Origin of the sequence: Caballeronia sp. LZ065, from assembly GCF_031450975.1 — a bacterium.
Classification (GTDB): domain Bacteria; phylum Pseudomonadota; class Gammaproteobacteria; order Burkholderiales; family Burkholderiaceae; genus Caballeronia.
This window is the reverse complement of sequence record NZ_JARUXV010000005.1, coordinates 44,656-66,997: the sequence shown is the minus strand read 5'-3', so window position 1 is coordinate 66,997 and position 22,342 is coordinate 44,656. Positions and strand designations below refer to the sequence as shown.

At 60.7% G+C, this 22,342-nt stretch carries 21 protein-coding genes and 1 pseudogene; 11 read left to right on the top strand and 11 right to left on the bottom strand.

Translation table 11 applies throughout. From position 1 onward, the window contains the following. Positions 1-576 precede the first annotated feature (576 nt). The gene (locus QCE63_RS34030) at positions 577-1,134 is read left to right on the top strand and encodes a DUF3005 domain-containing protein (protein ID WP_309839503.1); all 558 of its coding nucleotides are present in this window, start codon (positions 577-579) and stop codon (positions 1,132-1,134) included. Positions 1,135-1,426: 292 nt separating this feature from the next. On the opposite strand, the gene QCE63_RS34025 is transcribed toward QCE63_RS34030, so the two are convergent. Both QCE63_RS34025 and QCE63_RS34020 read right to left on the bottom strand, forming a co-directional pair. After that, positions 1,427-1,891 carry a DUF2269 domain-containing protein gene (locus QCE63_RS34025; protein ID WP_309839501.1) on the bottom strand — a complete coding sequence of 155 codons (465 nt, stop codon included), beginning with the start codon at positions 1,889-1,891 and terminating at the stop codon, positions 1,427-1,429. Next, on the bottom strand, positions 1,888-3,195 hold the full coding sequence (locus tag QCE63_RS34020) for an NAD(P)H-binding protein (RefSeq protein ID WP_309839499.1): 1,308 nt from the start codon (positions 3,193-3,195) through the stop codon (positions 1,888-1,890). The genes QCE63_RS34025 and QCE63_RS34020 overlap by 4 nt, the downstream gene beginning before the upstream one ends. Between QCE63_RS34020 and QCE63_RS34015 the strand changes: the two genes are divergently transcribed. After that, on the top strand, positions 3,149-3,724 hold the full coding sequence (locus QCE63_RS34015; protein WP_309839497.1) for a hypothetical protein: 576 nt from the start codon (positions 3,149-3,151) through the stop codon (positions 3,722-3,724). The genes QCE63_RS34020 and QCE63_RS34015 overlap by 47 nt on opposite strands. A 30-nt stretch (positions 3,725-3,754) precedes the next feature. Next, the gene (locus tag QCE63_RS34010; protein WP_309839752.1) at positions 3,755-3,982 is read left to right on the top strand and encodes a DUF4148 domain-containing protein; all 228 of its coding nucleotides are present in this window, start codon (positions 3,755-3,757) and stop codon (positions 3,980-3,982) included. Positions 3,983-4,270: 288 nt separating this feature from the next. On the opposite strand, the gene QCE63_RS34005 is transcribed toward QCE63_RS34010, so the two are convergent. Beyond that, positions 4,271-5,131, bottom strand: coding sequence for a formate/nitrite transporter family protein (locus tag QCE63_RS34005; RefSeq protein ID WP_309839495.1), 861 nt, complete (start codon positions 5,129-5,131; stop codon positions 4,271-4,273). A 542-nt stretch (positions 5,132-5,673) separates the two neighbouring features. Between QCE63_RS34005 and QCE63_RS34000 the strand changes: the two genes are divergently transcribed. Next, positions 5,674-5,955 (top strand): cytochrome c, encoded by a 282-nt coding sequence (locus QCE63_RS34000; RefSeq protein ID WP_309839492.1) that lies wholly within the window; start codon positions 5,674-5,676, stop codon positions 5,953-5,955. Here QCE63_RS34000 and QCE63_RS33995 read toward each other — a convergent pair. Further along, a complete protein-coding gene (locus QCE63_RS33995) occupies positions 5,952-6,245 on the bottom strand; it encodes a hypothetical protein (protein WP_309839490.1) in 294 nt (97 codons plus the stop codon). The two genes, QCE63_RS34000 and QCE63_RS33995, sit on opposite strands and share 4 nt — an antisense overlap. A 92-nt stretch (positions 6,246-6,337) precedes the next feature. Between QCE63_RS33995 and QCE63_RS33990 the strand changes: the two genes are divergently transcribed. Next, a complete protein-coding gene (locus QCE63_RS33990; protein ID WP_309839488.1) occupies positions 6,338-6,532 on the top strand; it encodes a DUF2934 domain-containing protein in 195 nt (64 codons plus the stop codon). Positions 6,533-6,847: 315 nt separating this feature from the next. After that, positions 6,848-7,003: pseudogene (locus QCE63_RS33985) on the top strand (MBL fold metallo-hydrolase); the annotation flags it as partial. 792 nt (positions 7,004-7,795) lie between these two features. Here QCE63_RS33985 and QCE63_RS33975 read toward each other — a convergent pair. Both QCE63_RS33975 and QCE63_RS33970 read right to left on the bottom strand, forming a co-directional pair. Beyond that, complete coding sequence (locus tag QCE63_RS33975; RefSeq protein ID WP_309839486.1) at positions 7,796-8,758, bottom strand: alpha/beta hydrolase; 963 nt, start codon at positions 8,756-8,758, stop codon at positions 7,796-7,798. 465 nt (positions 8,759-9,223) lie between these two features. Further along, positions 9,224-9,724: a DUF4142 domain-containing protein gene (locus QCE63_RS33970; RefSeq protein ID WP_309839751.1), complete on the bottom strand. Its 501-nt coding sequence runs from the start codon at positions 9,722-9,724 to the stop codon at positions 9,224-9,226. Positions 9,725-11,170: 1,446 nt separating this feature from the next. Between QCE63_RS33970 and QCE63_RS33965 the strand changes: the two genes are divergently transcribed. Together QCE63_RS33965 and QCE63_RS33960 are read left to right on the top strand one after the other, a co-directional pair. Then, a complete protein-coding gene (locus QCE63_RS33965; RefSeq protein WP_309839483.1) occupies positions 11,171-11,389 on the top strand; it encodes a hypothetical protein in 219 nt (72 codons plus the stop codon). 178 nt (positions 11,390-11,567) lie between these two features. Next, positions 11,568-13,135 (top strand): IS3 family transposase gene (locus QCE63_RS33960; protein WP_309839481.1). Its coding sequence is split into 2 segments (ribosomal slippage): positions 11,568-12,009 and positions 12,009-13,135, totalling 1,569 coding nucleotides; the frame shifts between segments, so codons are not numbered across the junction. Positions 13,136-14,051: 916 nt separating this feature from the next. On the opposite strand, the gene QCE63_RS33955 is transcribed toward QCE63_RS33960, so the two are convergent. From QCE63_RS33955 to QCE63_RS33940, 5 genes are all read right to left on the bottom strand, one after another. Next, positions 14,052-14,975, bottom strand: a complete 924-nt coding sequence (locus tag QCE63_RS33955) for a hypothetical protein (protein ID WP_309839479.1) — start codon at positions 14,973-14,975, stop codon at positions 14,052-14,054. Between the two features lie 612 nt (positions 14,976-15,587). Further along, positions 15,588-15,875: a PleD family two-component system response regulator gene (locus QCE63_RS36920; protein ID WP_404990239.1), complete on the bottom strand. Its 288-nt coding sequence runs from the start codon at positions 15,873-15,875 to the stop codon at positions 15,588-15,590. A gap of 86 nt (positions 15,876-15,961) precedes the next feature. Next, the gene (nadE, locus tag QCE63_RS33950; RefSeq protein ID WP_309839477.1) at positions 15,962-16,807 is read right to left on the bottom strand and encodes an ammonia-dependent NAD(+) synthetase; all 846 of its coding nucleotides are present in this window, start codon (positions 16,805-16,807) and stop codon (positions 15,962-15,964) included. Then, complete coding sequence (locus tag QCE63_RS33945; RefSeq protein ID WP_309839475.1) at positions 16,800-17,324, bottom strand: CinA family protein; 525 nt, start codon at positions 17,322-17,324, stop codon at positions 16,800-16,802. Before QCE63_RS33945 ends, nadE begins: the two co-directional genes overlap by 8 nt. Before the next feature lie 213 nt (positions 17,325-17,537). Continuing rightward, on the bottom strand, positions 17,538-18,032 hold the full coding sequence (locus QCE63_RS33940) for a DUF892 family protein (RefSeq protein ID WP_309839474.1): 495 nt from the start codon (positions 18,030-18,032) through the stop codon (positions 17,538-17,540). Positions 18,033-18,404: 372 nt separating this feature from the next. On the opposite strand from QCE63_RS33940, the gene QCE63_RS33935 reads away from it, so the two are divergent. The 3 genes from QCE63_RS33935 (at position 18,405) to QCE63_RS33925 (ending at position 22,259) form a co-directional block, all read left to right on the top strand. After that, positions 18,405-19,727: a glycosyltransferase family 1 protein gene (locus tag QCE63_RS33935; RefSeq protein WP_309839472.1), complete on the top strand. Its 1,323-nt coding sequence runs from the start codon at positions 18,405-18,407 to the stop codon at positions 19,725-19,727. A 91-nt stretch (positions 19,728-19,818) separates the two neighbouring features. Further along, on the top strand, positions 19,819-21,036 hold the full coding sequence (glf, locus tag QCE63_RS33930) for a UDP-galactopyranose mutase (RefSeq protein ID WP_309839470.1): 1,218 nt from the start codon (positions 19,819-19,821) through the stop codon (positions 21,034-21,036). Positions 21,037-21,119: 83 nt separating this feature from the next. Further along, on the top strand, positions 21,120-22,259 hold the full coding sequence (locus QCE63_RS33925) for a beta-glucosidase (protein WP_309839468.1): 1,140 nt from the start codon (positions 21,120-21,122) through the stop codon (positions 22,257-22,259). The last annotated feature ends 83 nt before the right edge of the window (positions 22,260-22,342 follow it).

The window sequence follows — 22,342 nt, the reverse complement described above, 5'->3', positions numbered from 1 at the left end:
CACCGCCGACGCTACTCTGTCACCGGTGGGCCAATCTGCTCACCAACGCTGGCATACGGGAATCGCGGATGCATATCGCGCAGCTGACGGAATGCGCGGTCGTCATGCTTCGCGCGTTGTTTCTCGAGATCAACGCATTCGCGTCTGAACGATCGCGGCGCTCATCCAGGAGCTGACGCTTATGCCGATCTCCGTTACGCGTCCATCGCGCGTCATCACGCATATCGAGCAAATGGTGCATAGCGGGCAGAAGACGGCGCCGTTGACGGGCTTGGCCATCGTCTGTCTAGCGCATCGGAATGCAATCGTAGCTCTGTTCGACACAGACGCCCACTTCGTACTCGCGCCGCGCGATCCGCCCATGCCCGTGGCAACGGTGGCCGCTGTGCTGGTTTCGTGCGCTCTTTTAGGCGTCGCGCCCTGCCCCATGGAGCTCGCTGCGCGCATCCCTGCATCGCGCAAGCGCACGCCGATGCGTGCGAGCGCCGGACGCTGAAAGCGGGCCGAGGCATTCGATTCGCGGTGGCACACCCAATGCGCAGAGCGTGGAGTGACCTTTACTGCCGAGAGAGAGCCATGCAAAACGCCGAAGGAAACCCGACCCAGGCCCAGCAGAACGATATGGCCGCGAAGAGCCCTGCGAAGACGCCGGCCACCGGCTCCGCCTCGCCCGACGCCGCCACGCAGGCGAAGGAGTTCGGCAGCACGCAGAATGCAGGCTCGGCCGAGCCGAAGCCGCGCAATGAGCGCTCGCCGCAGCCATCCAATGAGGACAAGCAGACGCCGACGCGCGTTTCCGGCGATCCGGTCCGGCGCGCCGCGAGCCGCATTGTCGGCGTCGATACTCAAGGCATGGGATCGACGGACGACACGGTCGATGCCGACGCCAAATCGATCGAAGCGCGGCGCGATCTGTCGGGATGGCACGACAACGTCATCACGTCAAACGCCACGCTCGAGAATAATGTTCCGACGCCCGCTGCCGGCCTGGGCGGATTCGATAGCCGCATCACGGGCAATTTGCCCGCGATCTTGCCAAGACCCGGCTGGCGTGTCGTCGTGACCGCAACCGTCTACGGCGAGCAGATGAACGGCTCGCGCGCCTGGCATGTCTTCACGCTCGAGCGCGAGTAGCGCGGCGAAGGCTTGCACGAACGACGCATTCGAGAGATGGGAAATCCTGGATCTTCTGCAGCGAATCTTCCATAGCCGCGACGCAACGTCCCGCCGTATGTCTCCGACTTCGAGCAGCTCCTGAACCGGCTCAAGAGCGGAGCTCGACCGGGAGCGGATGCTCGGGCGCGCGCGCTGCTGTGGAACAAGATTGCGCAGTTGCAAAACTCCGGCGAAGTCGAAGGGCTAGGAAGGCGAACTGCGGCAGCCTTCGTACGTCTATTACAGCCGCGCCGATTGACTCGCGCTCGTTTCAAAGCGTCTTTGTCACCATCAGCCAGAAGATGCCGATGAACGCAACGAAAGCGAGCACGCCGAGCGCAATCCAGATTCGCATGAGACGCCAATAGCGTGTCGAGAGACGCGTGCCGGAGGCGGCGCATCGTCCCGCTTCCGCCGCGAGCCGCATCTGCAGCCAGACGACGGGCAGCCAGCACGCAATCGCGAACACATATAGCGCGACCGACCATGCAAGCCATGGCGTGCGCATCGGGAATCCGGCGATGCGCATCATCAGGTAGCCGGTGACGGGCTGCACGATTGCCGTCGGCGTCGTGAAAAGCCAGTCCGCAAGCACGACGAGGCGCGACACGCGCGCGACCGTGCGCGTGTCGCCGACGATGTTCGCGCTCAACAGATAGAACGCCGATCCGATTCCCGTGCCAAACAGGATCGTCGACGACAGCACATGCAGCCACTTGATCGTCAGATACGTCACCGCTTGCCCTTTTCGTCGATGTGAATGAGCAGCACGAGCGCGGCGAGCATCGGCAGATTCTTCGAAAGCGGTCCGTACGGATGCAGCCAGAACTCGGGCAAGCGCCAGGAGATGAGCGCCGTGTACACCACGATCAAAGCGCACTGCGCGCGCCACAAGCGGCTGCGGGGTCCGAAGCGCGCGGGCCAGATGAAACACAGCACGCCGAAGGCGAAATCGAGGAACGCGGCTGCGTAGAGCATCGCGCTTTGCAAGGAGCGCGGCACGCCCACGCGCGCAAGCAGCTCGAGGCTCGCGGCGTACGGATAGAGCCACGTGGAAACGACAGCCGTCCATATCCACACCGCGCCGATCGAACCGATGAGCAGCGGCACGAGCCACGCGAGCCGCGCGCGCAGGCCGAACGCGCCGCGCATAGGCGCCAGTTCGCTCAACGCTCGCGGCGGTCTGCTGAGCCAAGCGCTGATGCCGCGCGCGCTCGCCGTGTTGCCGCGTTCGAGCATCGCGAGCGCGTCGCTGCTGACGAGCGCGCCCGGCATGCGTTCGGCCAGAGCGGTGACGGCCTTGACGAGCGGCATCGGCAACGGCAGGAACGTCGGCGGGACGGATGTGCACAGACGGTTGAGCAGGCGCAAGTAGGCTTTCATCGTCATCGCTGCCGGACCGACGGCGGGGACCGTGGCGCTTAACGGCGCTGCGTCTTCCGGCTTGGCGACGGCCGCTCGGGTGACCAGCTCGACGACATCGTCCACATGCACCGGCTGCACGTCTTGTGAACCGCTGCCGGGCAGCGGCACGAGCGGCAACGTCGACCAGGCGGCGAAGAACTTCGTGCTCTGGCCTTCTTCGGCAAATATGAGGGACGGCTGCACGATCAGCGACGATAACGGCAGCGCGCGCAACGCGTCGTCGGCGGCCTTCTTCGTGCGATGGTACGGCGTGCGCGCATCGTCATCCGCGCCCAGCGCCGAGATCTGCACGATGCGCCTGACCCCTGCCTGCACCGCTGCGTCGAACAGGGCGATCGCCGATTGTGCGTGGACGCGATCGAAGTCTCGGCCGGTGCGATCCTGAAAGATGCCCACCGCGTTCACGACCACATCGACGCCTTCGAGGAGCGGCATCACGCTTGCTGAAGTGAGTTCATCAGCGAAATCAAGCCGAACGAAGCGACAAGCGCTCGTCGCGCCGTCCAGTTGCGGCGCATGCCGCGCCGAGCAGATCAGCGTGTGACCTTGCGCGAGCAACGCTGCCGCGATGCGCGAACCGAGCAGGCCGGTAGCCCCCGTAAGAAATACGACCATGACGATTGAGATCGATCCAGTGAAGGACATTGTGCTTCCCGGCATCGTCGCCGGACTGCTCTCGACTGCCGCGCTCGGCATCTGCGCGCGCCTGCACGGCAAGCGCGGAACGGCGCCGGTCAGCGCCGTCAGTCACTGGCTCTGGCCGCAAGAAGCAAACCAGACCGCTCGTCCCAAACCGCGGCACTTGATTGCCGGCCTAGCGATCCATCAGCTGATGTCGATCGGCTGGGCCGCGTGCAATGCGCTGATCGTTGCAACCGTGCGTCCGGCGATGACCGACCGGGTCGACACGCGCGCGAACAGTGCGAGGCGCGTCGCACTGGCCAGCGCGACGACGCTTGCAGCGGCGGCGGGCGATTACATCGTGGTGCCCAAACGCTTCACGCCCGGATTCGAATATCACTTGCCGGCGGCGCATATCGCGGCCGTCTACGCGGCGTTCGGTGCGGGACTCGTGCTGCCATTTCTCTGCAGCGGCCCAATTCATCGACGAGGCGATCGACATGCCAATCACCGCTCTCTCTAAGCGCAGAACACCTGTGGGTTCACACTCGCGCTGTTTTTCACGGCCGTGCTTGCCGCCGATGACGGCTTGAGTCGCGCGCAGGTGCAGCGTGAACTCGAGGTCTATCGCTGCGCGGGCTTCAATCCGGTGGCCGATGAGATCACTTATCCCGCCGACGTCGATGCCGCGCGTGAGCGCCTCGCGCAAGGCGACGGCTGCCATAAGAATCGGCGTCCGTCGCAGTTGCCTCGCGTGCGCGATACGGGGCCATCTCGTTGAGCCCTGCGCTGGCGTCAAGCGCGACATCAGCAGCACCTCTTGATAAGCAAGCTTTCCGTTTCCGCGAACGTTCGCCCATACGTCGGATTGCCGGCGTTGTCCGGACGCGGGGACGATGCCCTTCTGGCTCCTACTTCCTTATCGCCGAGGTTGCTTCGGCCGTCGGCTTTGCAGACTCGGACGGGCTGTTTGCGCGTCTTCCCATGACTGGCTCCTTCTTGGCTGGACGTAATGATCGAGCGCACCGCTCATGCCCGAGCGTCGGCGCGCAGGTCCGCTAAACCGCCTTCAATCCGAACTTTGCGAGTCCTCGATTTCCGGCGCAATGGCGGCATGGTTGACAATCGCGACCATCGATATGCCGCCGATCATGTTGCCGATGAGTGTCGGCAGCAGAAAGACGCCGAAATAGTCGCCCAACGTTGCGGCGCCCGTCACCACGGCATAGGCCGCCTCGGCCGAACTTGCAATGACATGCGTCAGCTTGCTTACGCCGACCGTGTAGGTAACGAGCAAAATGGTGGGCAGCCGTGCCGAGCGCGCGCTCGGCAGTAACCAGACCATCAGCGCGATCAGCCATCCCGCGAATACCGCGCGCACGAGCGTCACGCCGAACCCGGCCGAAAACGGCGCTCTCGCGATCTCCGAGAGCGCCGTTGTCACTTCCGGATCGAAAACGCCCTTAAATTGCAGCAGCGCGGAGAAAATCAACGTGCCGATTAGGTTGAAGAGCAGCACGATGACCCACAGTCGCAAGGTCTTGCCGAAGGTCACGAGATCGCGCCGTGTCAGCACCGGCAGCACCGGCAGCACCGCAGTGAGTGTACTCTCGGTGAACAATTGCTGACGCCCGAGAATCACGAACACAAAGCCGATCGTGTAACCGAGGCTCGCGATAAGATGCCGCCAGTTGGATTCGGGCAAGGCGCCTTGAAGTATGGCCTGGACTAGAAAAGAAAACCCCATCGACAGGCCCGCTGCTAGCGCGGACCACATCAGTCCTGCAAAGGTCCGCTCCATCGCCACCTCACCCTCCTCTCGCACGACCTCGTGGATGACGAGCGGATGCGGCGATGAGTGATCGGCGGCCTGCTCACGCTCGCCCTCGTCGAGGTGCGGCGACGATGCTCCTGCCTGCGGTTCGGACACGTTGCTTCTCCTTGATTGAATTCGGCCGGCGTGGGCGATCTGCGACGCCGATGCCGATGCCGAAAACGCCGGAGCAGTCAGTGTGCCTTGAACGAGATGAGGGCTCGGCGAGTGGCATGCATGCGTTCTTAGGCACGCACAACCGTGTTCTCATCGGTCGCGCGTGGCGTCGCAGGCTAGTGCAACGCTTGGTTAAAAAAAAAATTGGATGAAGCGAGAGGAGCAAGCCATGAAGGCCCCCGCAGTTGCAACAGCGGCGTCAGCGCTCGCAGTCGCAGCGCTCGTTGGCAGCCAGAAAGGTATGAAGTCGTAGCACCGCATTACGTAGAGACCCCAAGTCTGCAATATCTGACCGATGACACCTGCGCGCGATCGCCGTGTATCTGAAGAGCCTGCCCGCGACCGGCGCCGACGGCGTCTTCGATCCCGCGCTCGCGCAGTCCGGACGCCTGAAAAACGCGCGCGCCCGATATTGCGCCCGCACAAGGCGCGGCGGTGTATGCGGGCTTTTGCGCCCAGTGCCATCACAACGACCCAAGGGCGTGCCGAACCAATTTCCGGCGCTGGCCGGCAATCCGTCCATCATCGGCGAGGACACGACTTCGCTGATACGGCGGCTCGTGGAAGGCGGCAACAGTCCCGCGACGATCCACGGTACGCCGCGTCAGGCGATGCCGCCGTTCGCCGGGCGCCTCACCGAGGTCCAGATCGTGCAAGTGCTGACGTACGTGCGCGCGTCCTGGGCAACGATGCGCGTCCGATCACAACCAACGATGTCGCGGCAATGCGCAGCAAACTGCACAAGTGATGCCGCATGCAACTAGGCGCCGGTTCGGAACGGATAACTTCCGGACACGGCCGCCGAGTCCTTACGTGATGTTCCGGCATGAGGTGCGGCGCGCGCCGAGATCGACGGATCCACGCAAATCAGACGATCGCCCGAGAACATCGCCAGCGTCGGGAGTCTATGGCGCGCGAGCCACAGCAGAACGACGCTTCCTGATTTCCGCACACTCTTCTTCGATGCAGGGCAAAAGAGTACGGTGTCGCCGTCGAATGACCGACGACTTCGCGCATGAAAATTCCTGAAGGCCAACACGATGGCCGCACTCATGGCATAGTCGTGGGAATGCTTGCTTCGCGTTAATATCTGTTCTTCCCACGTAAGAGCCCAGATTAGCAACAAGGTTTCCATAGGAGGAGAGAATGGACACCCCGCCCACAGAAGAGCAGATCCGTGCACTCGCTTATCGCCTTTGGGAAGAAGCTGGCGGTCCAGAAGGCCGCTCTGGCGATTTCTGGGTCATGGCGCAACGCCAACTGGCGAGCGAACCGGGCCTGGGCGACGGCCTATCCGACATCGCGCGCCCCGGCGGAGAAAGCGGCGACCGATCTGGTTGAAACTGCGGGCAGGCTCATCCACCGGCCCACTTATACCCGGGAGCGCGCTGGCTACCTTGAATGCCTCGGCGGGCACGCCCGCCGAGCGTCCGGCAATACGCTCGAATTCGATCGGGTCATGACTGCGGGACATCCATTGGTATAACGCCAGTCCTGGCGTACGGCGTGGGCATTCGACATCCATTTCCGTGTGAAAGAAATACGCGTCTGCTGCCAGCATCAGCAAGCCGCTATCCTTGCGTACCGCGATGCCGGCATGACCGGAAGTTGCCCGCCTGGGCGGAAAGCTCTTCGACGGCCGCACGCCAAGTCTTCGTGCGGCACATCGTGCTTAGCCATCTGGATTTCGATCACGCGGGCGGCCTCGATGATTTTCCGCACGCGTAAGTGCATATGCTTCGCGTCGAGCGCGACTACGCGGTCCAGCAGCGAACGTGGCTCGATCGACAACGCTTCCGGCCGCAACAGTAGTCGACAGAGTGAAACTGGGAATTCCACGACACTACGGCGGTGCCCGATGGTATAAATTTGAATGCGTGAAGCCTCTATCGCAGTCGATGGATGATATCGCGTTGGTGCCGCTTGCGGCCACACGTTCGGACCAGTTGTCACTGGCACAAAGCCCGCGAAGCCGCGCCTGGTTCCATCGACGCGCTACGCGCTCTTTGTCCGACACGACACGGGCTTCGGATTGCGAATTGTCGCCGATCCGCGCCGTCGCCTGTCGGTATTCCTTCTAGTGATGCTTCTCCGCCGCAGCGAACTCGCGTGTCATTGTCTGCTGGTCGAATCCGACGATGACCCGTGTTGATCGCTGAAGCCCGAATTCCGCGAAGCGATGACCGCGATACGTCAGATCGAGAGGCTGGGCATCTCAGCTGACGACGAGTCGAGATGATGAACACGCATGCGACATCCCGAAAGAAGCGGCTTCCCCGCCGGTGAGTCGGCCGAAGAATCTAATCTCGGCGTCCCCGCTACCGGACACGGATGGGACTGGCGACAACGTCAGTGATTCGGCCTTCTCACTCTGACGTTGCACGGCAGTTCGTATGCCACCGCGGCGTTCAAAGCCGGTCCGCCGAAGCGTCGATTACTCGACAGCCTCGACTGTCGGAAGGCAATGATCGGTAAAGCAGAACACCGGGTCTTTCCGCCTCGGGAAAAGGCGAATAACTCCATCAATGCCTCCACGTTTGTCGCCGCACATCACATTTCGGCAACGCCAACTTCCTCTTGAAACTTGCCGGAGATTTCAAGCGCTCATTCCGATGCCATCGCCTCAATGGCGTCGCCGATGCGGTCACCATCGTCGCAATGGATCATGTGCCCGCCCTCGGGAATGACAGAGAGGACGCTTCGCCTGATGTCCTTGGAGAGCCTCCCGGATTGCGACTCCGGATCGACGATCGCATCGTCGCTGCCGGCGAAGATGCGGACCGGCACATCGATCGAGCCATAACGTGCTGACATCTCCGCTGCGCCGGGGATCATAGACGTCGCGTCCTGCGCCGTCGCGCGCATCTGCGACGGGCGCAGCGCCATTTCACGTGGTACGTACGTATAGAAGCTTTCAGGTGCGGCGCGCGGCGCGAACATCGTTTCGACAGTGCGTCCGTACATCATGCGCGCGACGATTGGCGAAAACGTGTAGCGCAAGACGTCTCCGATGACCGGAATGGCGGCGGGTGCGCTGATCGCGACGTCTACTCTTACAGTCGGATAGAAGTAGCCGGAGATCAGCGTGAGCCCGCGAATCTCCGTGTGCGGGTCAAGCGCCATTGCCGACGCAACCAGACAGCCAAACGAGTGGCCCACGATCACCGCACCCGAAAGCCCCATCTTTTTGAGTGCAAGCTGGATCGTGCGTGCCTGTGCATGCGGTGTCCAAAGGCGGTCGCGGAGCCGCTCGCTGTACCCGAATCCGGGACGGTCGAAAGCGATGACGCGATGCCGCTTCGTGAGACGACCGAAAAGCCCGCTCGCGAGGAAATCCTGCGTCGTGACCAGATTTCCGTGCAAAAGCACTACGACCGGCCCTTCGCCCTCATCGAAGTAATGCAGACGCACGCCATCCGCCTCGATGAATTGACCGAGAGGTGGACAGTCGCGCTCCGCACGCCGTGCCCGCATCGCCGTCCAAGCCGCCACGCCGATTGATGCAGCGACCGCGCCGCCAATCAGAGCGTACCGTGGAAGCAGTGATCGGTTCCGTTCATCCTTCATGGTGTCCCCATAGAGTTCGATGCTGAGGTTGAGCAGTTGAGCGCGATCCGTCGAGGACCAAGGTTCGACTCCTCAATGCCCGAGATGTCTCGCCCACCAATAAGCGGCCGATTCGTAGCTTGCAAGCCCTCCCCGTTCCCGTGGCCAGTTCGGAACAGCGCAACGCTGCCTTCCAACCGATCCATAACCGAGTACAGCACATGCGCAACCTGTATCGCACTGAACTATCAAGGAGAAGTTGAATGCCATCCGCGAAGCAGGGAAATGCCAATCCCATCAAACCAAAGAACGATCAAGGCACGGCGCAAGGCCAGCCGCAAAGGAATCAACAGAAGCTTGCATCAGAGCGGTCAGCGTCAGCCGAATTGATGCGCGATAAGCGTAGATGCAGACGCGCGTGCAGCAACGCGCGTCTGCGTTTCTTCAATTATCGAGCTTTCACACCTGAGCCACTGGTTGCAACAATCACTGAACGCCCTTTTTGGCAGCGAGGTCCTGCGCCATCTTCAGATGTTCTTGGATTGTCGGCAGCGCCTTCTGTGCGGCCTTTTTGAGGTCGGCGTTCTGACCTTCTTGCGCCTCCTTTTGGAATGCCGCCACCGCCTTCTGATGCCCTTCAACTCCGACCTTCTGGATGTACATCCTGTCGAACTCCCGGCCCTTGAGCGGCTTGAGCGCATCGATGACCGACGTGTCAGAGTTATCCTTCGGCACTTCGACGCCGTGCGGCGCCGCCATCTTCAACTGCACGGTCAACTTCGTGTGGTCGACCATCATGTGATGGGCGAAGCTTTTGACGTCCTTGTCCTGCGACTGCTTGGTCGCGAGCTTCGCTGTGTCGATCTCCGTGGAGCTCGATTCCGTCGCGGCCTGAACGAAAGCCTTGTCGACCGCGGGTAGTTCGTTAGCCTGGGTCGTGCTCGCTGCCTGCGTCTGTGCGAGAACGATTAGGGGCGCACCGCTCATCAGCGCAGCGCTGAAGAGGATGGTTAAAGCCGAGCTTGCCTTCATATTTATCTCCGTGATAAATGAGCCGATAGCGCAGGTTCTGTAGCAATTGCGATACCGTGCCGGTTACGACGGGTTCGGCGGTTTACCTCGACGCCGAGCCTTTGACGCGCCGTCCAATTTTGCGAGCGGTTCGTCGGGGCTCCTAGTCGTGCGGCGGAAAGGCTGTTCGCACGGCCCTCTCGCCGTCATGTAAATCGGGACGGGGCATATTTAGCCCTGCAATCCGATCGATCATTGCCCGGTCAGTGTTCTAAGTCCCGCAGATTCACGTCCGTCTTCGGTCGAACGGGCTTGTCATGAGCAGGTTCCGGCGATTAGCTTCTGGAATTGGCCGCCGCCCCCCGCCTTCACGCTCAGTTGGATGCACAACACTGCCACAGCTCGTAGACGTACGCCGTCTCGGGCCGTCTCCTGACCGCGCCCCACGCGCCCGGCAGACGCGTGGCACTTCGCTTCGCGCTGACCCACCGTCGCTGAATGCGCCATCGTCTCGTACAAGCAATCGCGCCACAGCTGAACGATTTCAATTACTTGTTCGGTTAAGAAAGTGCATCGTGCCATCGGCGTCTCCATAAAAGACGATGATGGGCGAGCTCCGCCGCGCTTTTTGGTTTTCCGGTGCGATCGCCAAAAAATCCGTCAGCTGCGCGCCCACCCGGACCGTCAAACCGGAGCGCAGCGCTTAGGCGGACGTTCCGCCGCTCGTCCATCCGCGGGCCGCCACTTTTTCATCGCATTGCAAATATAACGCCCGCATCACGGGCCGCTCGTAGTCGATGACGCCGATCGCCGTAACGAGCTGGAGCTCCAGGCGGCCGGCTTCGGTCTCGAGGATCCAACCGTTCCCATGCGCGAGCTGTGCTGCGATCCATGAAAGCTGCGCGGTTTCTAACCAACTAGCGGACTTTTCGTGAGCCGCCAACCATCGCCGTATCGCTTGCTCGCGGTACTGAATGCCAGGCCACGCACCCGACCTGTGGTACCCGGTCATCATTCCCCAAGTAAGCCAACAAAGTAGTTGGACTCGATCTCGATGGTCGAGCGGAGGAAATAGGTTGAACATCGGTCATCTCGCGCTAGGACACGCGCTCTGCCCTCTCAAGTAAGAGACAGCGCTTTTCACGGGTTATCTCGTTTGAAGCGCCGACGCCGCTACAGGGCTCAGCCGTTTTCGTGCCAGCACTATCACGGTGCGTCGGCGCAAATTCGTACACCGGATGAAGCTATTTCCAAGTTAAGGAAATCGAATCCTATCGCTTGGTAGGCCGCTGCTAGGCTTGGCGCAAAGACAGTCCAATTGTTCGGACGATAAATGGGTCGCCTGATCGTAGCCGGTATGGGTACACTAAGAGCCAACCATCAAGCGCGGCGGGTCGCAGGTGAGCGTATTGGAAAACTATCATGCGAACTCAATCCATCCTGAAAGGGCGGTTCACCATTATTCCGGACGTTGAATTGGCGGCGCCGGGCAGCTACCTTGCGATCGTTCCGGTTACAGAGCAAACCGATGGCGGAATGAAGACCTCGATACGCAGAGGAACGCGCCTGTTCGCCTCTGCGCCCGACGCACTGGACGACGCGGCCCTTCAAGCGCGACGTATCGCGGCCGCACTGACTTAGCTGCCAGACTCGTACCAATCCAAAAGGACCTCGTCAGTTGCGATTCTCATTTCCGAGGCAAATCCCGTTTCTTTGTATGGGCTATGGTGGCGCCGAGCGTCCGCTCGGTTCCCCCCGCGTCATAATAGTTGTCGCTCCGATAAAATCGAGAACCCGGGGGCAGTGAAGAGAGAACAAGTTGGCGCGTTACGGAAAGACATTCAAGGATAGAGCGGTGGCACGGTTGCTGCCGCCGGAGAGCGCATCAGTGGAACAGGTTGCGCGAGAGATCGGTGTGGGTGTGGAAACGCTTGAGCGCTGGCGCAGTGATGCGCTGTCCATGCCCGCTCGCGAGCGGGCATGGACAGCGGCCGCCCGTTTCGAGGCCGTGTTAAACACAGCAGCGATGGACGAGATGGCGCGCAATGCGTGGTGCCGCGAGCATGGCGCATATCCGCAGGAGCTGGCCCAGTGGCGGCAAGCGGCCACGCAGGCGCTGGCCGAGCCCGAAGAGGCCCGTGCGAGTCCACAGCAAACGAAGCAGGATCAGCGCCGCATCAAGGAACTCGAACGTGAACTGCGGCGCAAGGAGAAGGCGCTGGCCGAGGCAGCCGCGTTGCTGGTACTTTCAAAAAAAGTCTCGGCGATCTTCAACACGGACAAGGGCGAGGACGAATGATCGGCCTCGAGGATCGCCAGTGGCTAGCCCGGGAAATCGAATCGGCCAATCGGGCGGGCGCACGGTTGCATCTGGCCTGCGAGGTCGCCGGAATTGATGTGCGTACTCTTCAGCGCTGGAAGGCCCATCATGGGCTCGTCAAGGGCGACGCCAGGCCTGGCGCGATGCGCCCGCTGCCCGCGCACAGCCTGAGCCCAGAGGAGCGGGCAAACGTGCTGCGAGTAGCCAACGAGCCGCGCTTTGCCGACATGCCACCGGCGCGTATCGTGCCGATGCTGGCTGATGAAGGCGTGTACATCGCCAGCGAATCGACCTTTGCGCGCGTGCTGCGCGAGCATGGGCAGATGACGCGCCGTGGCCGTGCCAGAGCTCCTTCGAGCGCCCGGCCGCCGACCACGCACGTCGCAACGGCGCCGCGCCAGGTGTGGTGCTGGGACATGACGTTTCTGCCGGCAACAGTAACAGGTCGATGGTTCCACATGTACCTGATCCTGGATCTGTACAGCCGAAAAATTGTCGGCTGGGAGGTGCACGACAGCGACGCTGTCGAACACGCTGCTCATCTCGTGCGTCGTACGGCGCTCTCTGAAGGCATTGCCGTCCTCGAGACCCGGCCGGTGCTGCACGGCGATAACGGTGCGACGCTCAAGGCCACCACCGTGCTGGCGATGCTCCACTGGCTGGGTGTCAAGCCGTCGTACTCACGCCCCCGTGTCAGCGACGACAACGCCTACGCCGAGGCCCTCTTCCGAACCGCGAAGTACCGGCCGGAGTTTCCGGTCACAGGCTTCAAGGATCTGAATGCTGCTCGCGCCTGGGCTGCCGGTTTCGTGCAGTGGTACAACTTCGAGCATCGTCATAGCGGCATCCGCTACGTGACGCCTGCGCAGCGTCATGCCGGCGACGATCATGCGCTTCTTGCGGCGCGTCACGCACTGTACACCAAGGCGCGCGCATGCAATCCGGCCCGCTGGTCCCGTCACACGCGCAACTGGACACCGGTTGGTGCCGTGACGCTTAACCCCGAACGTGACTCAGTCGTTGAGGTGGCGTCGATCGACGCGAATAAGCAGCCATTGGCTGCCTGAATGGGGCGACAACTAGCTTGACGCGCGCCGGTTCGAATAGAGCGCGCCGCCTTCCTGATTGGGTTCTCTCGCCTTGTGTTCTGCAGCTTCGCGGAGGCGCGGACATACGCGCATCGTCCTCCAAGCAATGGTCCTTTTTCACGAGTGCGCCGCCGGTCCCTTCGCATCAACCGTGCGGCAGATCACTGCAAACACGCGAACATAAGCTCCCGATTCCATGAGCAGTATGGGTCCGGGTAGCGTGTGTTCCGTACGTCACGAGATGCCCACCGCCGTTGCATACTGAATGTGGACGGGCCTGTTGCATCCGCACCGGTTTCTTGCGCACCTCGATTCAATGGGCATTTTCGTTCTCCATGCGATTCAATTTGCCACCCGTTCGCAATGCCGATTCCATCGGTCATCGGCAATCCAGTCCGAATTCACTATCAGGACTTTTCGATCAGGAAGTTTCGGAATGAAGAACGCGTTGCCCGCGATCCTTGACGTACTTCTTATCATCCGTTCAGGGTCGCCTGCGCCCCTTGCCAACGGAGCCATTTGCGGCGCGCTAGATCGACAGGGTATTGACGTTCACCGCGCAGACGTGACGAGAGAAGGTATGACCATCTGGTGCAAAGGAGACGTCAAGACGCTACGCCTCTGCGCAGAGCAGCTTGCATCGTTGTCTTTCGTGAACGGCGTTTCGATGCAGCGGTGCGACGACAGGGGTGCATGAGGGACGGCGTCGCGCCACGGTCAAGCAGTGCCGAAGGGTGTCTACTGTTCGCCAAAGTGACGCTGGTGGAACTTGGCGCAGAAGGCAATGACGCGCCCCGCCCATGGCTGCAAACGTCTGCTGCGGCACTCGAACACGCGGTGAAGTCCCAATTAGCCCACTAGGAGCCGCGGGTCGCCGTGGACGGTCCTAAACCTCCTAAAAGCGACCGCTCACTTCTAGTGCCCATACAACCGGGGGCGCTGTTTCGCAACGCTCCGCGCCATATTGAGAACAGAGTTGCAATAATCCCGGTATGCTTGCTGCCGGCAGAGTGACAAACCAGTGTCTCATTGGGCGCTGGATGCCTTCGTCAGATAATGCGTCGTAGGCGTAAGCGATAGTTCTCAACTTCACCGCGAGCCTTTCAACAGCGCATCTCAAAACAGCGGAACGCTCGCTCGAAGGATGCAGTCGGCATAGAGCCTTCATCACCCGATTTCGCTCACTCGCTATACGCGCCGAAACCAAGAGCATCTGCTGGAAAACGAAGTACAGAGGCGCCCGGGAATCCTCTGGGATTCGGGTGAGAAGCGGAAGGAGCGTTGGAATAGCGCCGGGCAAGTTTGCCGCGCCGACCATCACACATGCCAGGCGTGCCCACTCGTGTCTTGAAAGACCAGGTTCTGCGCCCTGCGCGCTTCCCGACGCTAACTGGATGACCTCTCGATAGCCCTTGGCTCCCTTGGCTCGATTTGCCTTGACGCACATCATCATCAGGTTGCCTGGCGCGTACGCTCCATCGTTGTTGATCCGATCGACCGACCAGTCGCTTTCGGACAAGGCAGCATGCGTCATGCTGATCAATGTGATCGGACACGTCGCACAGTCGATCCTTCTTAGATACGCAGGTGTGACTTCGGCGTCGAGAATCCGGCGGCGTCGAAATGCGTTCAGCCGAAGTTGCAACCATTTCGACACGAAGCGATCAGGACGGTGTTGCGGAATGCGAAAATGCTCACGTCCGGCACGGTATCCGGCGAGTGCACTTTGTTCGCTGGATGAGGCGTCCAATACGCGGCCAAATCGGGCGAAATCCCAACCGATGTCAAACCCGGTCTCCGCAACGGTGACAGCTCGCATTACGTTGGCCCCCGGCTATAGGCTCGCCCCAAATACATGGCCTCAAGTGAGACCGCCTCGTGCGGTGGCGCGCCTTGCGACACGTCGCCGTAGAGTCACTAAAGCAATGCAAGTGCCGCCCCCAGCCAGCTAAACGGTGACGAAGACGATCTGCTTGGCGACCGGACAACTCAGCCGTCTCCAGCAGCACGCTCCTGCTCCCGAGTCGACATCGAGTCGATATCGGATGACCGGAAGCCTGCGATGCCGGGATTAATGGACTTGGCCTTTCGTAACAACGGTCGCGACGTTCCCATAAGCCTATAAGCAGCGTAGCGAAGCCGTCATTCAAGCCTATGTAACAAAAATCGCTCTCCGGTGGACGGCGGCGCCACCGCCCTGCCACGTTTCGAAGCTCAGGCAGAAGGGCAGAACCCCGGTCCTGATGAGGAGGCTTCGCTTTTAATGCCCCCGCCGCGCCGGCCCACGGTCCATGAAAGCAGTTCGGAGCCTTCTATCGGACACGCAAGAAGTGGCTCGCCGTTCGCCTTAGCACTGAGCGACTAACTCCACGTCGGCGTCGTTCGACTAGTTTCAGTTGACGAAGTAGGGCGAGCAATGGGAAGGGCTTACTCAAAAAACAGGCACAAGGTACGTTTGGGCGCCGCCGCGCATCGGAGATAGAATCACAGGAATTTGCGCAAGATTCGGGTCCGCAAGCATTGAACGGATCAGTCCTACGCCATCGAGGCCGGGCATAGCACAGTCCGTTACCACAACGTCAGGCGGCGCAGATTTCGCGAGCAATAAAGCGTGTTCGCCGTCGGTTGCGGTCCGGACAATATGACCTTCCGCCGCAATCGCAACGCCGAGGGAACCCAGCCACCCCATGTCATCATCGACCAGTAGGACGGAAGCCACGGCACGTCCCTCCGATGTCGCTTATCGCAGACCGTTGCGTTTTACCTTTCACCGGACGAGTGAAAGCACCCGAGTTAACCGCGCGGTCAGCTTCGACTGACCTCGACGGGAAGTGAGCGCTTGTGACGAGTCGCCGTATAGAAGCGGTGTATCGTTGTGAGCACCTCTTCATTGACTTCTTTGCTCTCGAGGAAATCGTCGATGTTTTCGTAACTAATGCCATAGCTGTCCTCATCGGGTCGCTGCGGGGTGAGCGACTCCAGGTCAGCAGTGGGCACCTTCATGACAAGCCGCTCCGTCGCCCCCATGGAGCGCGCCAGCGCGCGCACTCGTCGCTTGGTTAGGCCGGAGAGTGGCAGAACGTCGGCGCCGCCGTCACCATACTTGGTGAAGAACCCCATCACCGACTCCGCAGCGTGGTCTGTGCCAATCACGACCCCCACGCGCGCGCCCGCAATTGCGTACTGCGCGATCATGCGCTCACGCGCCTTGATGTTGCCCAGCACAAAGTCCTTCTGAAAATCATCCGTATACTGTGCGCCGGCGCGCTCGAGCGCCGCGAGCATTTCGTCGGAAGCCCCTTTCACGTTGACATCGAAAGTCTCGTCCGGCCGCACGAAATCCAGCGCGAGCCGCGCATCGTCCTCGTCGCGTTGCGTCCCATAAGGCAGTCTTACCGCGACAAAATGCGCCTCGTATCTGCGAGCCCGCAGGCGCTCGACGCTCAATTGAGCAAGACGGCCTGCCGTCGAGGAATCGACGCCTCCGCTGATACCGAGCACCAGGGTTCGAAGACCCTGCGAGACGAGGTAATCGCACAAGAAGCCGACCCGCCGCTCGCGCTCGACGTCCACGTCAAACTGCGCGGTGACGCCGAGTTCGTCGACTATCTGCTGCTGCCAGGCCCGCCAATCGTTCGGATTGTTACTCATCGCGCTTCCCTCCGCGATTACGAGTCGATTGCTGGTCGAAGTAATGCTCGATACGGGAGATCGCGTAGTGCGCTGCGGCCTGTCGCACTTCGTTACGCTCCCCTTCGAATTTCTTCGTCTCGCTGAAGGTCGCGACGTCTCCGGTCCGTGAACGAAACGACCACGCGAAGCACTGAGTACCTGCAGGTGGTCCACCGTCCGGTGCGGCGTCAGCGACACCTGTGTTGGAGACCGCGACATCTGCGCAACATGCCTCCTGCTGCAGCGCGCCCTCGCTCATCTCGCGGGCAACGGCCTCGCTCGTCAGGCCGTTCCGCTCCATCGTTTCCTTCCGCACGCCGAGGAAGCCGGCTTTACCAGAGGGTGAATAGGTGACGAAGCCCACGTCAAGGCAGCTGCCGCTGCCTGGAACGGACGATATCAACGATGCAATGAACCCTGCGGTGCAGGACTCGGCCGTCGCCAGCTTTAGCCCCCTTGAGGTAAGGAAGGAAACTACTTGCCGCGGTACGTCCATATTCGTCTCCTGTGCATGGCTGTGCTGCCGAGCACGCCTGGGGGAGTTCACGCATCGGGCCCTTTCGGCGTCGTGAGCCGCGTCCTCGCGTGGCATAACGGCCATGCGAGCTTTTCATCTCTTAAAACCACGGGCAATCTCAATGTCGCGATGAACTAGGGCACCCTGTTCGCATCTTTCAATCCGCGGCTCATCACCCGTGGGCGTAGCCCATTACTTGCCCACCTCCTCCTTCGACAACTCTTGCTTGGCCAACATGGTGAGCTTTTCGTCTGTTGCCTTTTCCTCTTCCAACGTCTCCAGTAAAAGATTCATGCCGTCGGTGTAACCGAGCTTTTTCGCAAGCGTCGCCAGCGTGCCGTACGCAGCGATCTCGTAGTGCTCAACTTTCTGAGCCGCCGCGATCAACGCTGCATCCAGGATCGGGCCTTTCTCGATTTCCTCGATCTGCTCTTGGCCCTCTTCAACGAGTCCCTCCATGGCGACACACTTGACGCGCTTGAGCTTGATGCCAGTGCTTTCCACTACTTTATCGATACGTTCCACTTGTCCTTGCGTCTCCTCCAAGTGAGTCTTAAACGCTGCCGATAATTCAGGATTGGTTGCAGCCCGGGCCAGTCGGGGCAGTGCCTTGGTCAACTGCTTCTCCGCACTGTAGATGTCCGAGAGTCCGTGAATAAAAAGATCATTTAGGGTTGCGACGGCCATGGCAATTCTCCATAAAAGGTGGCGAGTAACGGCTTTGATGCGCGCAAAACCTATGCCGCGAATTCGGCTTCATCTCTTCGCCAGGACAGACCCCGGCGCGTCGGCCTGCCGACGGACCGAGCGGGAGTTCCGATGCCGCGATCGACCCAGCCGCGCTCCATTCGCAAAGTGGCGCGCCCTCGATATCCTGATCATATATCGACAGACGAATGCCACTCGCCCGGTGATAACGCGCAATCAGCGGTCCAATGTCATTCGTCTACTGCTCTGATCGTGTCGGCGGCGCGTTTTTTTCGCCGTCTGCTGCTGCTCGATACGTGGACGCTTGCAGAAGCTGTCAACTGGGCGAACTGTTGGTGAACGCCTTCGATCATGCCTGGCGACGAGGAGGATGGTGAGGCATTTGGTTTGCTGATGGTACGCAGCCGACCGTATGAGAAGGTGGGCAAGCGAACTTGCGAGGTCATCATGACAAGAAGTCAACGCCCGGCGATGCTGACCGACACAAATTCAAACCTGGTCGAACGAACATCTCAGTTGCGGGAGAATGCTTTTGATGGCGTCGTTTGCTTCTCGCATCTACGGTGGGACTTCGTGTATCAACGTCCGCAGCACATCGTCTCGAGGCTAGCGCGCCGCTATCCTGTCTGGTTCGTAGAAGAGCCCGTCGACGCGACGGACGAACGCGCGCGCCTCGACATCCGGTCAGAATCCTCAGGACTGAACGTCGTCACTCCGTGCCTAGCGGCCGGCACACCGCTGGAGCGCGACGCTGAAGAGAAACGGCTAATCGATCAACTGATTTTAAGCACAGGACTCTCCCGGTACCTTCTCTGGTTTTACACCCCTATGGCGTTAGCCTGCGCGCCGTCGCTCCCACCGATGGCGACCGTCTACGATTGCATGGACGAACTCAGCGCGTTCAAAGGGGCCCCGGCATCCCTTGAGCTGGCCGAGCGGGCGCTCTTAGCGAAGTCCACTGTCGTTTTTGCCGGCGGTCAGAGTCTCTATGACGCGAAACGACGGCATCATCGACGCGTTCACCTGTTCCCGAGCAGCGTTGACATCCCGCATTTCCGAAGGGCCCGCGAGTCGCTTCCCGAGCCGGACATACAGCGGGCCATACCGCATCCGCGTGTTGGTTTTTTCGGTGTCGTCGACGAGCGCTTCGACGCAGATCTGTTGCGCGAGGCAGCTGCAGCACGGCCTCACATACATTTCGTCGTCCTCGGGCCGGTTGTCAAGATTGACAGCGCGGGACTGCCGCGACGTTCCAATATTCATTACCTTGGAAAGCAAGCGTATGGCGACTTGCCTGCCTTTCTCGCGCACTGGGACATTGCGATGATGCCGTTCGCGCTAAACGCATCCACCCGGTTCATTAGCCCAACTAAGACGCCCGAATACCTCGCCGGCGGCCGTCTGGTCGTCTCCACCTCGATCCGCGACGTCGTCGATAGGTACGGCAGCAGCGGTGCGGTCAAGATCGCCCGCGCGTCCGGAGACGAGACCTCGTTACTGTCCTTCGTTGGCGCGCTCGATGAAACGCTCGAGCGATCCGCCGACCGGTTAGCGGTACAGCAAGCGGCAGACGAAGCGCTTTCGGGGATGAGTTGGGACGATACATTCGAGCGTATGCACGATGTGATCATGCAAGCGTTAGATCAACGGCGCGAGGCGATTCATGCGAGATGACACTAGCGGAGCAGACCCGGGCTCTCTGAAGCAGCACCGCACCGGTGAGTTCGGTGGTGGCAACTCCGGCAAAAGACGTTGCACGCCGTACATGAGACGCAATGAATATCGATCGTTTGACTACCTGATTGTCGGGGCTGGATTTGCTGGGTCCGTGCTTGCCGAACGACTCGCAGAGGGCCTCGGCAAAAAGGTAATGGTCATCGACCGTCGCCCCCACATCGGCGGTAATGCCTACGACGAACTCGATGCGGCAGGCATCCGAATCCACCGTTATGGTCCACACATCTTCCACACGAATGCGCCCCGAATTATCGACTATCTCTCGAAATTCACCAACTGGCGCCCCTACGAGCACCGGGTGAAGGCATTTGTTGATGGCTCGCTGGTGCCCATTCCGATCAATCTGACGACGCTCAACAGTTTGTATGGCCTGAATATGACGCCAGCAGAGGCGCGCGCCTTCCTCGCGGATCGCGCAGAAACACGACGCGAGATACTCACTTCCGAAGACGTCGTATTAAGCGCGGTGGGTCGTGAGCTTTACGAGAAGTTCTTTCGCGGTTACACCCGCAAGCAGTGGGGAATCGACCCCTCGCAGCTCGATAAGTCGGTCACCTCGCGCATTCCCACGCGGACAGACGCCGACGACCGTTACTTCCTGGATTCTTTCCAATGTATGCCCGCTCACGGCTACGAACCGATGTTCAAAGCCATGCTATCGCATCCGTTGATCACCCTCAGGTTGAATACGGATTTCCGGCAGGCGCGCAGCGACACCGACTTCAAGCACGTTATCTATTCGGGACCGATCGACGAATACTTCGACTTCTGCTTCGGCAAGCTACCCTACCGCTCTCTGCGGTTCGAGCATGAGACCCTCGACATTCCGCAGCTCCAGCCGGTGGCGGTTGTCAACTATCCCGATGAAGCGGTGGAATACACGCGCATCACAGAGTACAAGCATCTCACTGGACAGCATCATTCCCGAACCAGTATCTCTCGCGAGTACCCGAGTGCCAGTGGGGACCCGTTTTATCCCATACCGCGCCCGGAAAACCAGGCGCTTTACAAGCGGTATGAGGCATTGGCGAGCCAAACGCCTGGCGTCACTTTTGTGGGGCGCCTCGGGACCTACCGGTATTACAACATGGATCAGGTCATCGGACAGGCACTCGCCGTCTACGCGCGTATCGAAGCCGAGACGGCTTCGGGCCACGAATCTGTCGCGAGCGGCCCGGCTCGTCGTCGAGCGGCGGACATGGCTGACCTCCCAACTGCTATTGCTTCGGACGCTCTTTCACGATGATACCTGCGCCAGACTTCAAGTCCTTTTTTTGGGGCGGCTTCGAGTGCGCCAGCCATCGAAGAAACGACGGCGTACGGTTAGACTTGTTGAGCTCGACTGGGCATGATGTGCATGCCCTGGCTGACTACGCCAGCCTGATCGAACACGGCATCGTCACTGTCAGGGACGGCGTGCGCTGGCATCTAATCGAGTCACGCCCGGGACGGTACGACTGGACAAGCGTACTTCCGATGCTGCGCGCAGCCCACGCCACTGGAGTCCAGGTCATCTGGGACCTCTGTCATTATGGCTGGCCGGATCATGTTGACATCTGGCGCCCTCAATTCGTCGAAGCTTTCGCGAAGTTCGCCGCAGCCACCGCTGCTGTCATCGCGTCGGAAACCGAAGATTCGCCGATCTTCACCTTGATCAATGAGATCTCTTTCTGGTCGTGGTTTGGCGGAGAAGTCGGTGACATTCGCCCGTCGACTTTCGGCCGCGGGCTCGAGTTGAAGCATCAACTGGTTCGTGCCACTATCGCCGCAACGGACGCAATCCGTTCGGTGTCGCCGGGTGCCCGCTTCATTACCACCGACCCGCTGATCAACGTAGTCTCCCGCCTCCCAGAACGAAGGGACGACGCCGAGCGGCAACGACTTAGCCAGTACCAGGCATTTGACATGTTGACAGGTGAGCTTTGGCCGGGGCTCGGCGGTGCGCCGTCTTATCTGGATATCGTAGGTCTCAACTACTACAGTTTCAATCAATGGCTCATCGAAGGAGGCGAGCTTGAGCCCGCTGATCCGATGTATCGCCCCTTGCCGGAGATGCTGAAAGAGGTGCACCGCCGATACGGCCGGCCGTTAGTCATCGCGGAAACGGGCGCGGAAGGGCACTCGCGGCAACCGTGGCTGTCGTTCGTGTCCGACGAGGTCTATCAGGCACGCACGGCTGGCGTGCCGGTGCAAGGGGTGTGTCTATATCCAATACTGGACTATCCCGGTTGGGCTAACGACCGGCATTGCGAAACCGGGCTGTTCGGCTACGCAAACGCATCGGCTCCCGGCGAGGAATCCATAGGCCCGCTTCGTCCGCTCTTTCGCCCGCTCGCTGATGAAATCGCCCTGCAGCGGCTGCGATTCGAAGAGCCAAGCGTTTCCCATATACCGTCGGCCTCCGATGCATTGACGCGGTGCGCGTCCGGGCCGCAGATCGAACTGGTGCTTTTTCCGAGGTCTACTTGATTTGCAGGTAGAAATTGCCCAATGCTCCGGCCGCCGTCGCCGTCGCCGACTCCGGTCACCTATGAGATCTGCGCTGCACTAGC

Excerpts from the sequence above, each read along its gene's own strand:
- QCE63_RS34030 (WP_309839503.1), top strand. The coding sequence starts at position 577 with ATGCAAAACGCCGAAGGAAACCCGACCCAGGCCCAGCAGAACGATATG.
- QCE63_RS34015 (WP_309839497.1), top strand. The coding sequence starts at position 3,149 with ATGCGCGAACCGAGCAGGCCGGTAGCCCCCGTAAGAAATACGACCATG.
- QCE63_RS34020 (WP_309839499.1), bottom strand. The coding sequence starts at position 3,195 with ATGGTCGTATTTCTTACGGGGGCTACCGGCCTGCTCGGTTCGCGCATC.
- QCE63_RS33995 (WP_309839490.1), bottom strand. The coding sequence starts at position 6,245 with ATGAGTGCGGCCATCGTGTTGGCCTTCAGGAATTTTCATGCGCGAAGT.
- QCE63_RS33990 (WP_309839488.1), top strand. The coding sequence starts at position 6,338 with ATGGACACCCCGCCCACAGAAGAGCAGATCCGTGCACTCGCTTATCGC.
- QCE63_RS33975 (WP_309839486.1), bottom strand. The coding sequence starts at position 8,758 with ATGAAGGATGAACGGAACCGATCACTGCTTCCACGGTACGCTCTGATT.
- QCE63_RS33970 (WP_309839751.1), bottom strand. The coding sequence starts at position 9,724 with ATGAGCGGTGCGCCCCTAATCGTTCTCGCACAGACGCAGGCAGCGAGC.
- QCE63_RS33965 (WP_309839483.1), top strand. The coding sequence starts at position 11,171 with ATGCGAACTCAATCCATCCTGAAAGGGCGGTTCACCATTATTCCGGAC.
- QCE63_RS33955 (WP_309839479.1), bottom strand. The coding sequence starts at position 14,975 with ATGCGAGCTGTCACCGTTGCGGAGACCGGGTTTGACATCGGTTGGGAT.
- nadE (WP_309839477.1), bottom strand. The coding sequence starts at position 16,807 with ATGAGTAACAATCCGAACGATTGGCGGGCCTGGCAGCAGCAGATAGTC.
- QCE63_RS33945 (WP_309839475.1), bottom strand. The coding sequence starts at position 17,324 with ATGGACGTACCGCGGCAAGTAGTTTCCTTCCTTACCTCAAGGGGGCTA.
- QCE63_RS33940 (WP_309839474.1), bottom strand. The coding sequence starts at position 18,032 with ATGGCCGTCGCAACCCTAAATGATCTTTTTATTCACGGACTCTCGGAC.
- QCE63_RS33935 (WP_309839472.1), top strand. The coding sequence starts at position 18,405 with ATGCCTGGCGACGAGGAGGATGGTGAGGCATTTGGTTTGCTGATGGTA.
- glf (WP_309839470.1), top strand. The coding sequence starts at position 19,819 with ATGAGACGCAATGAATATCGATCGTTTGACTACCTGATTGTCGGGGCT.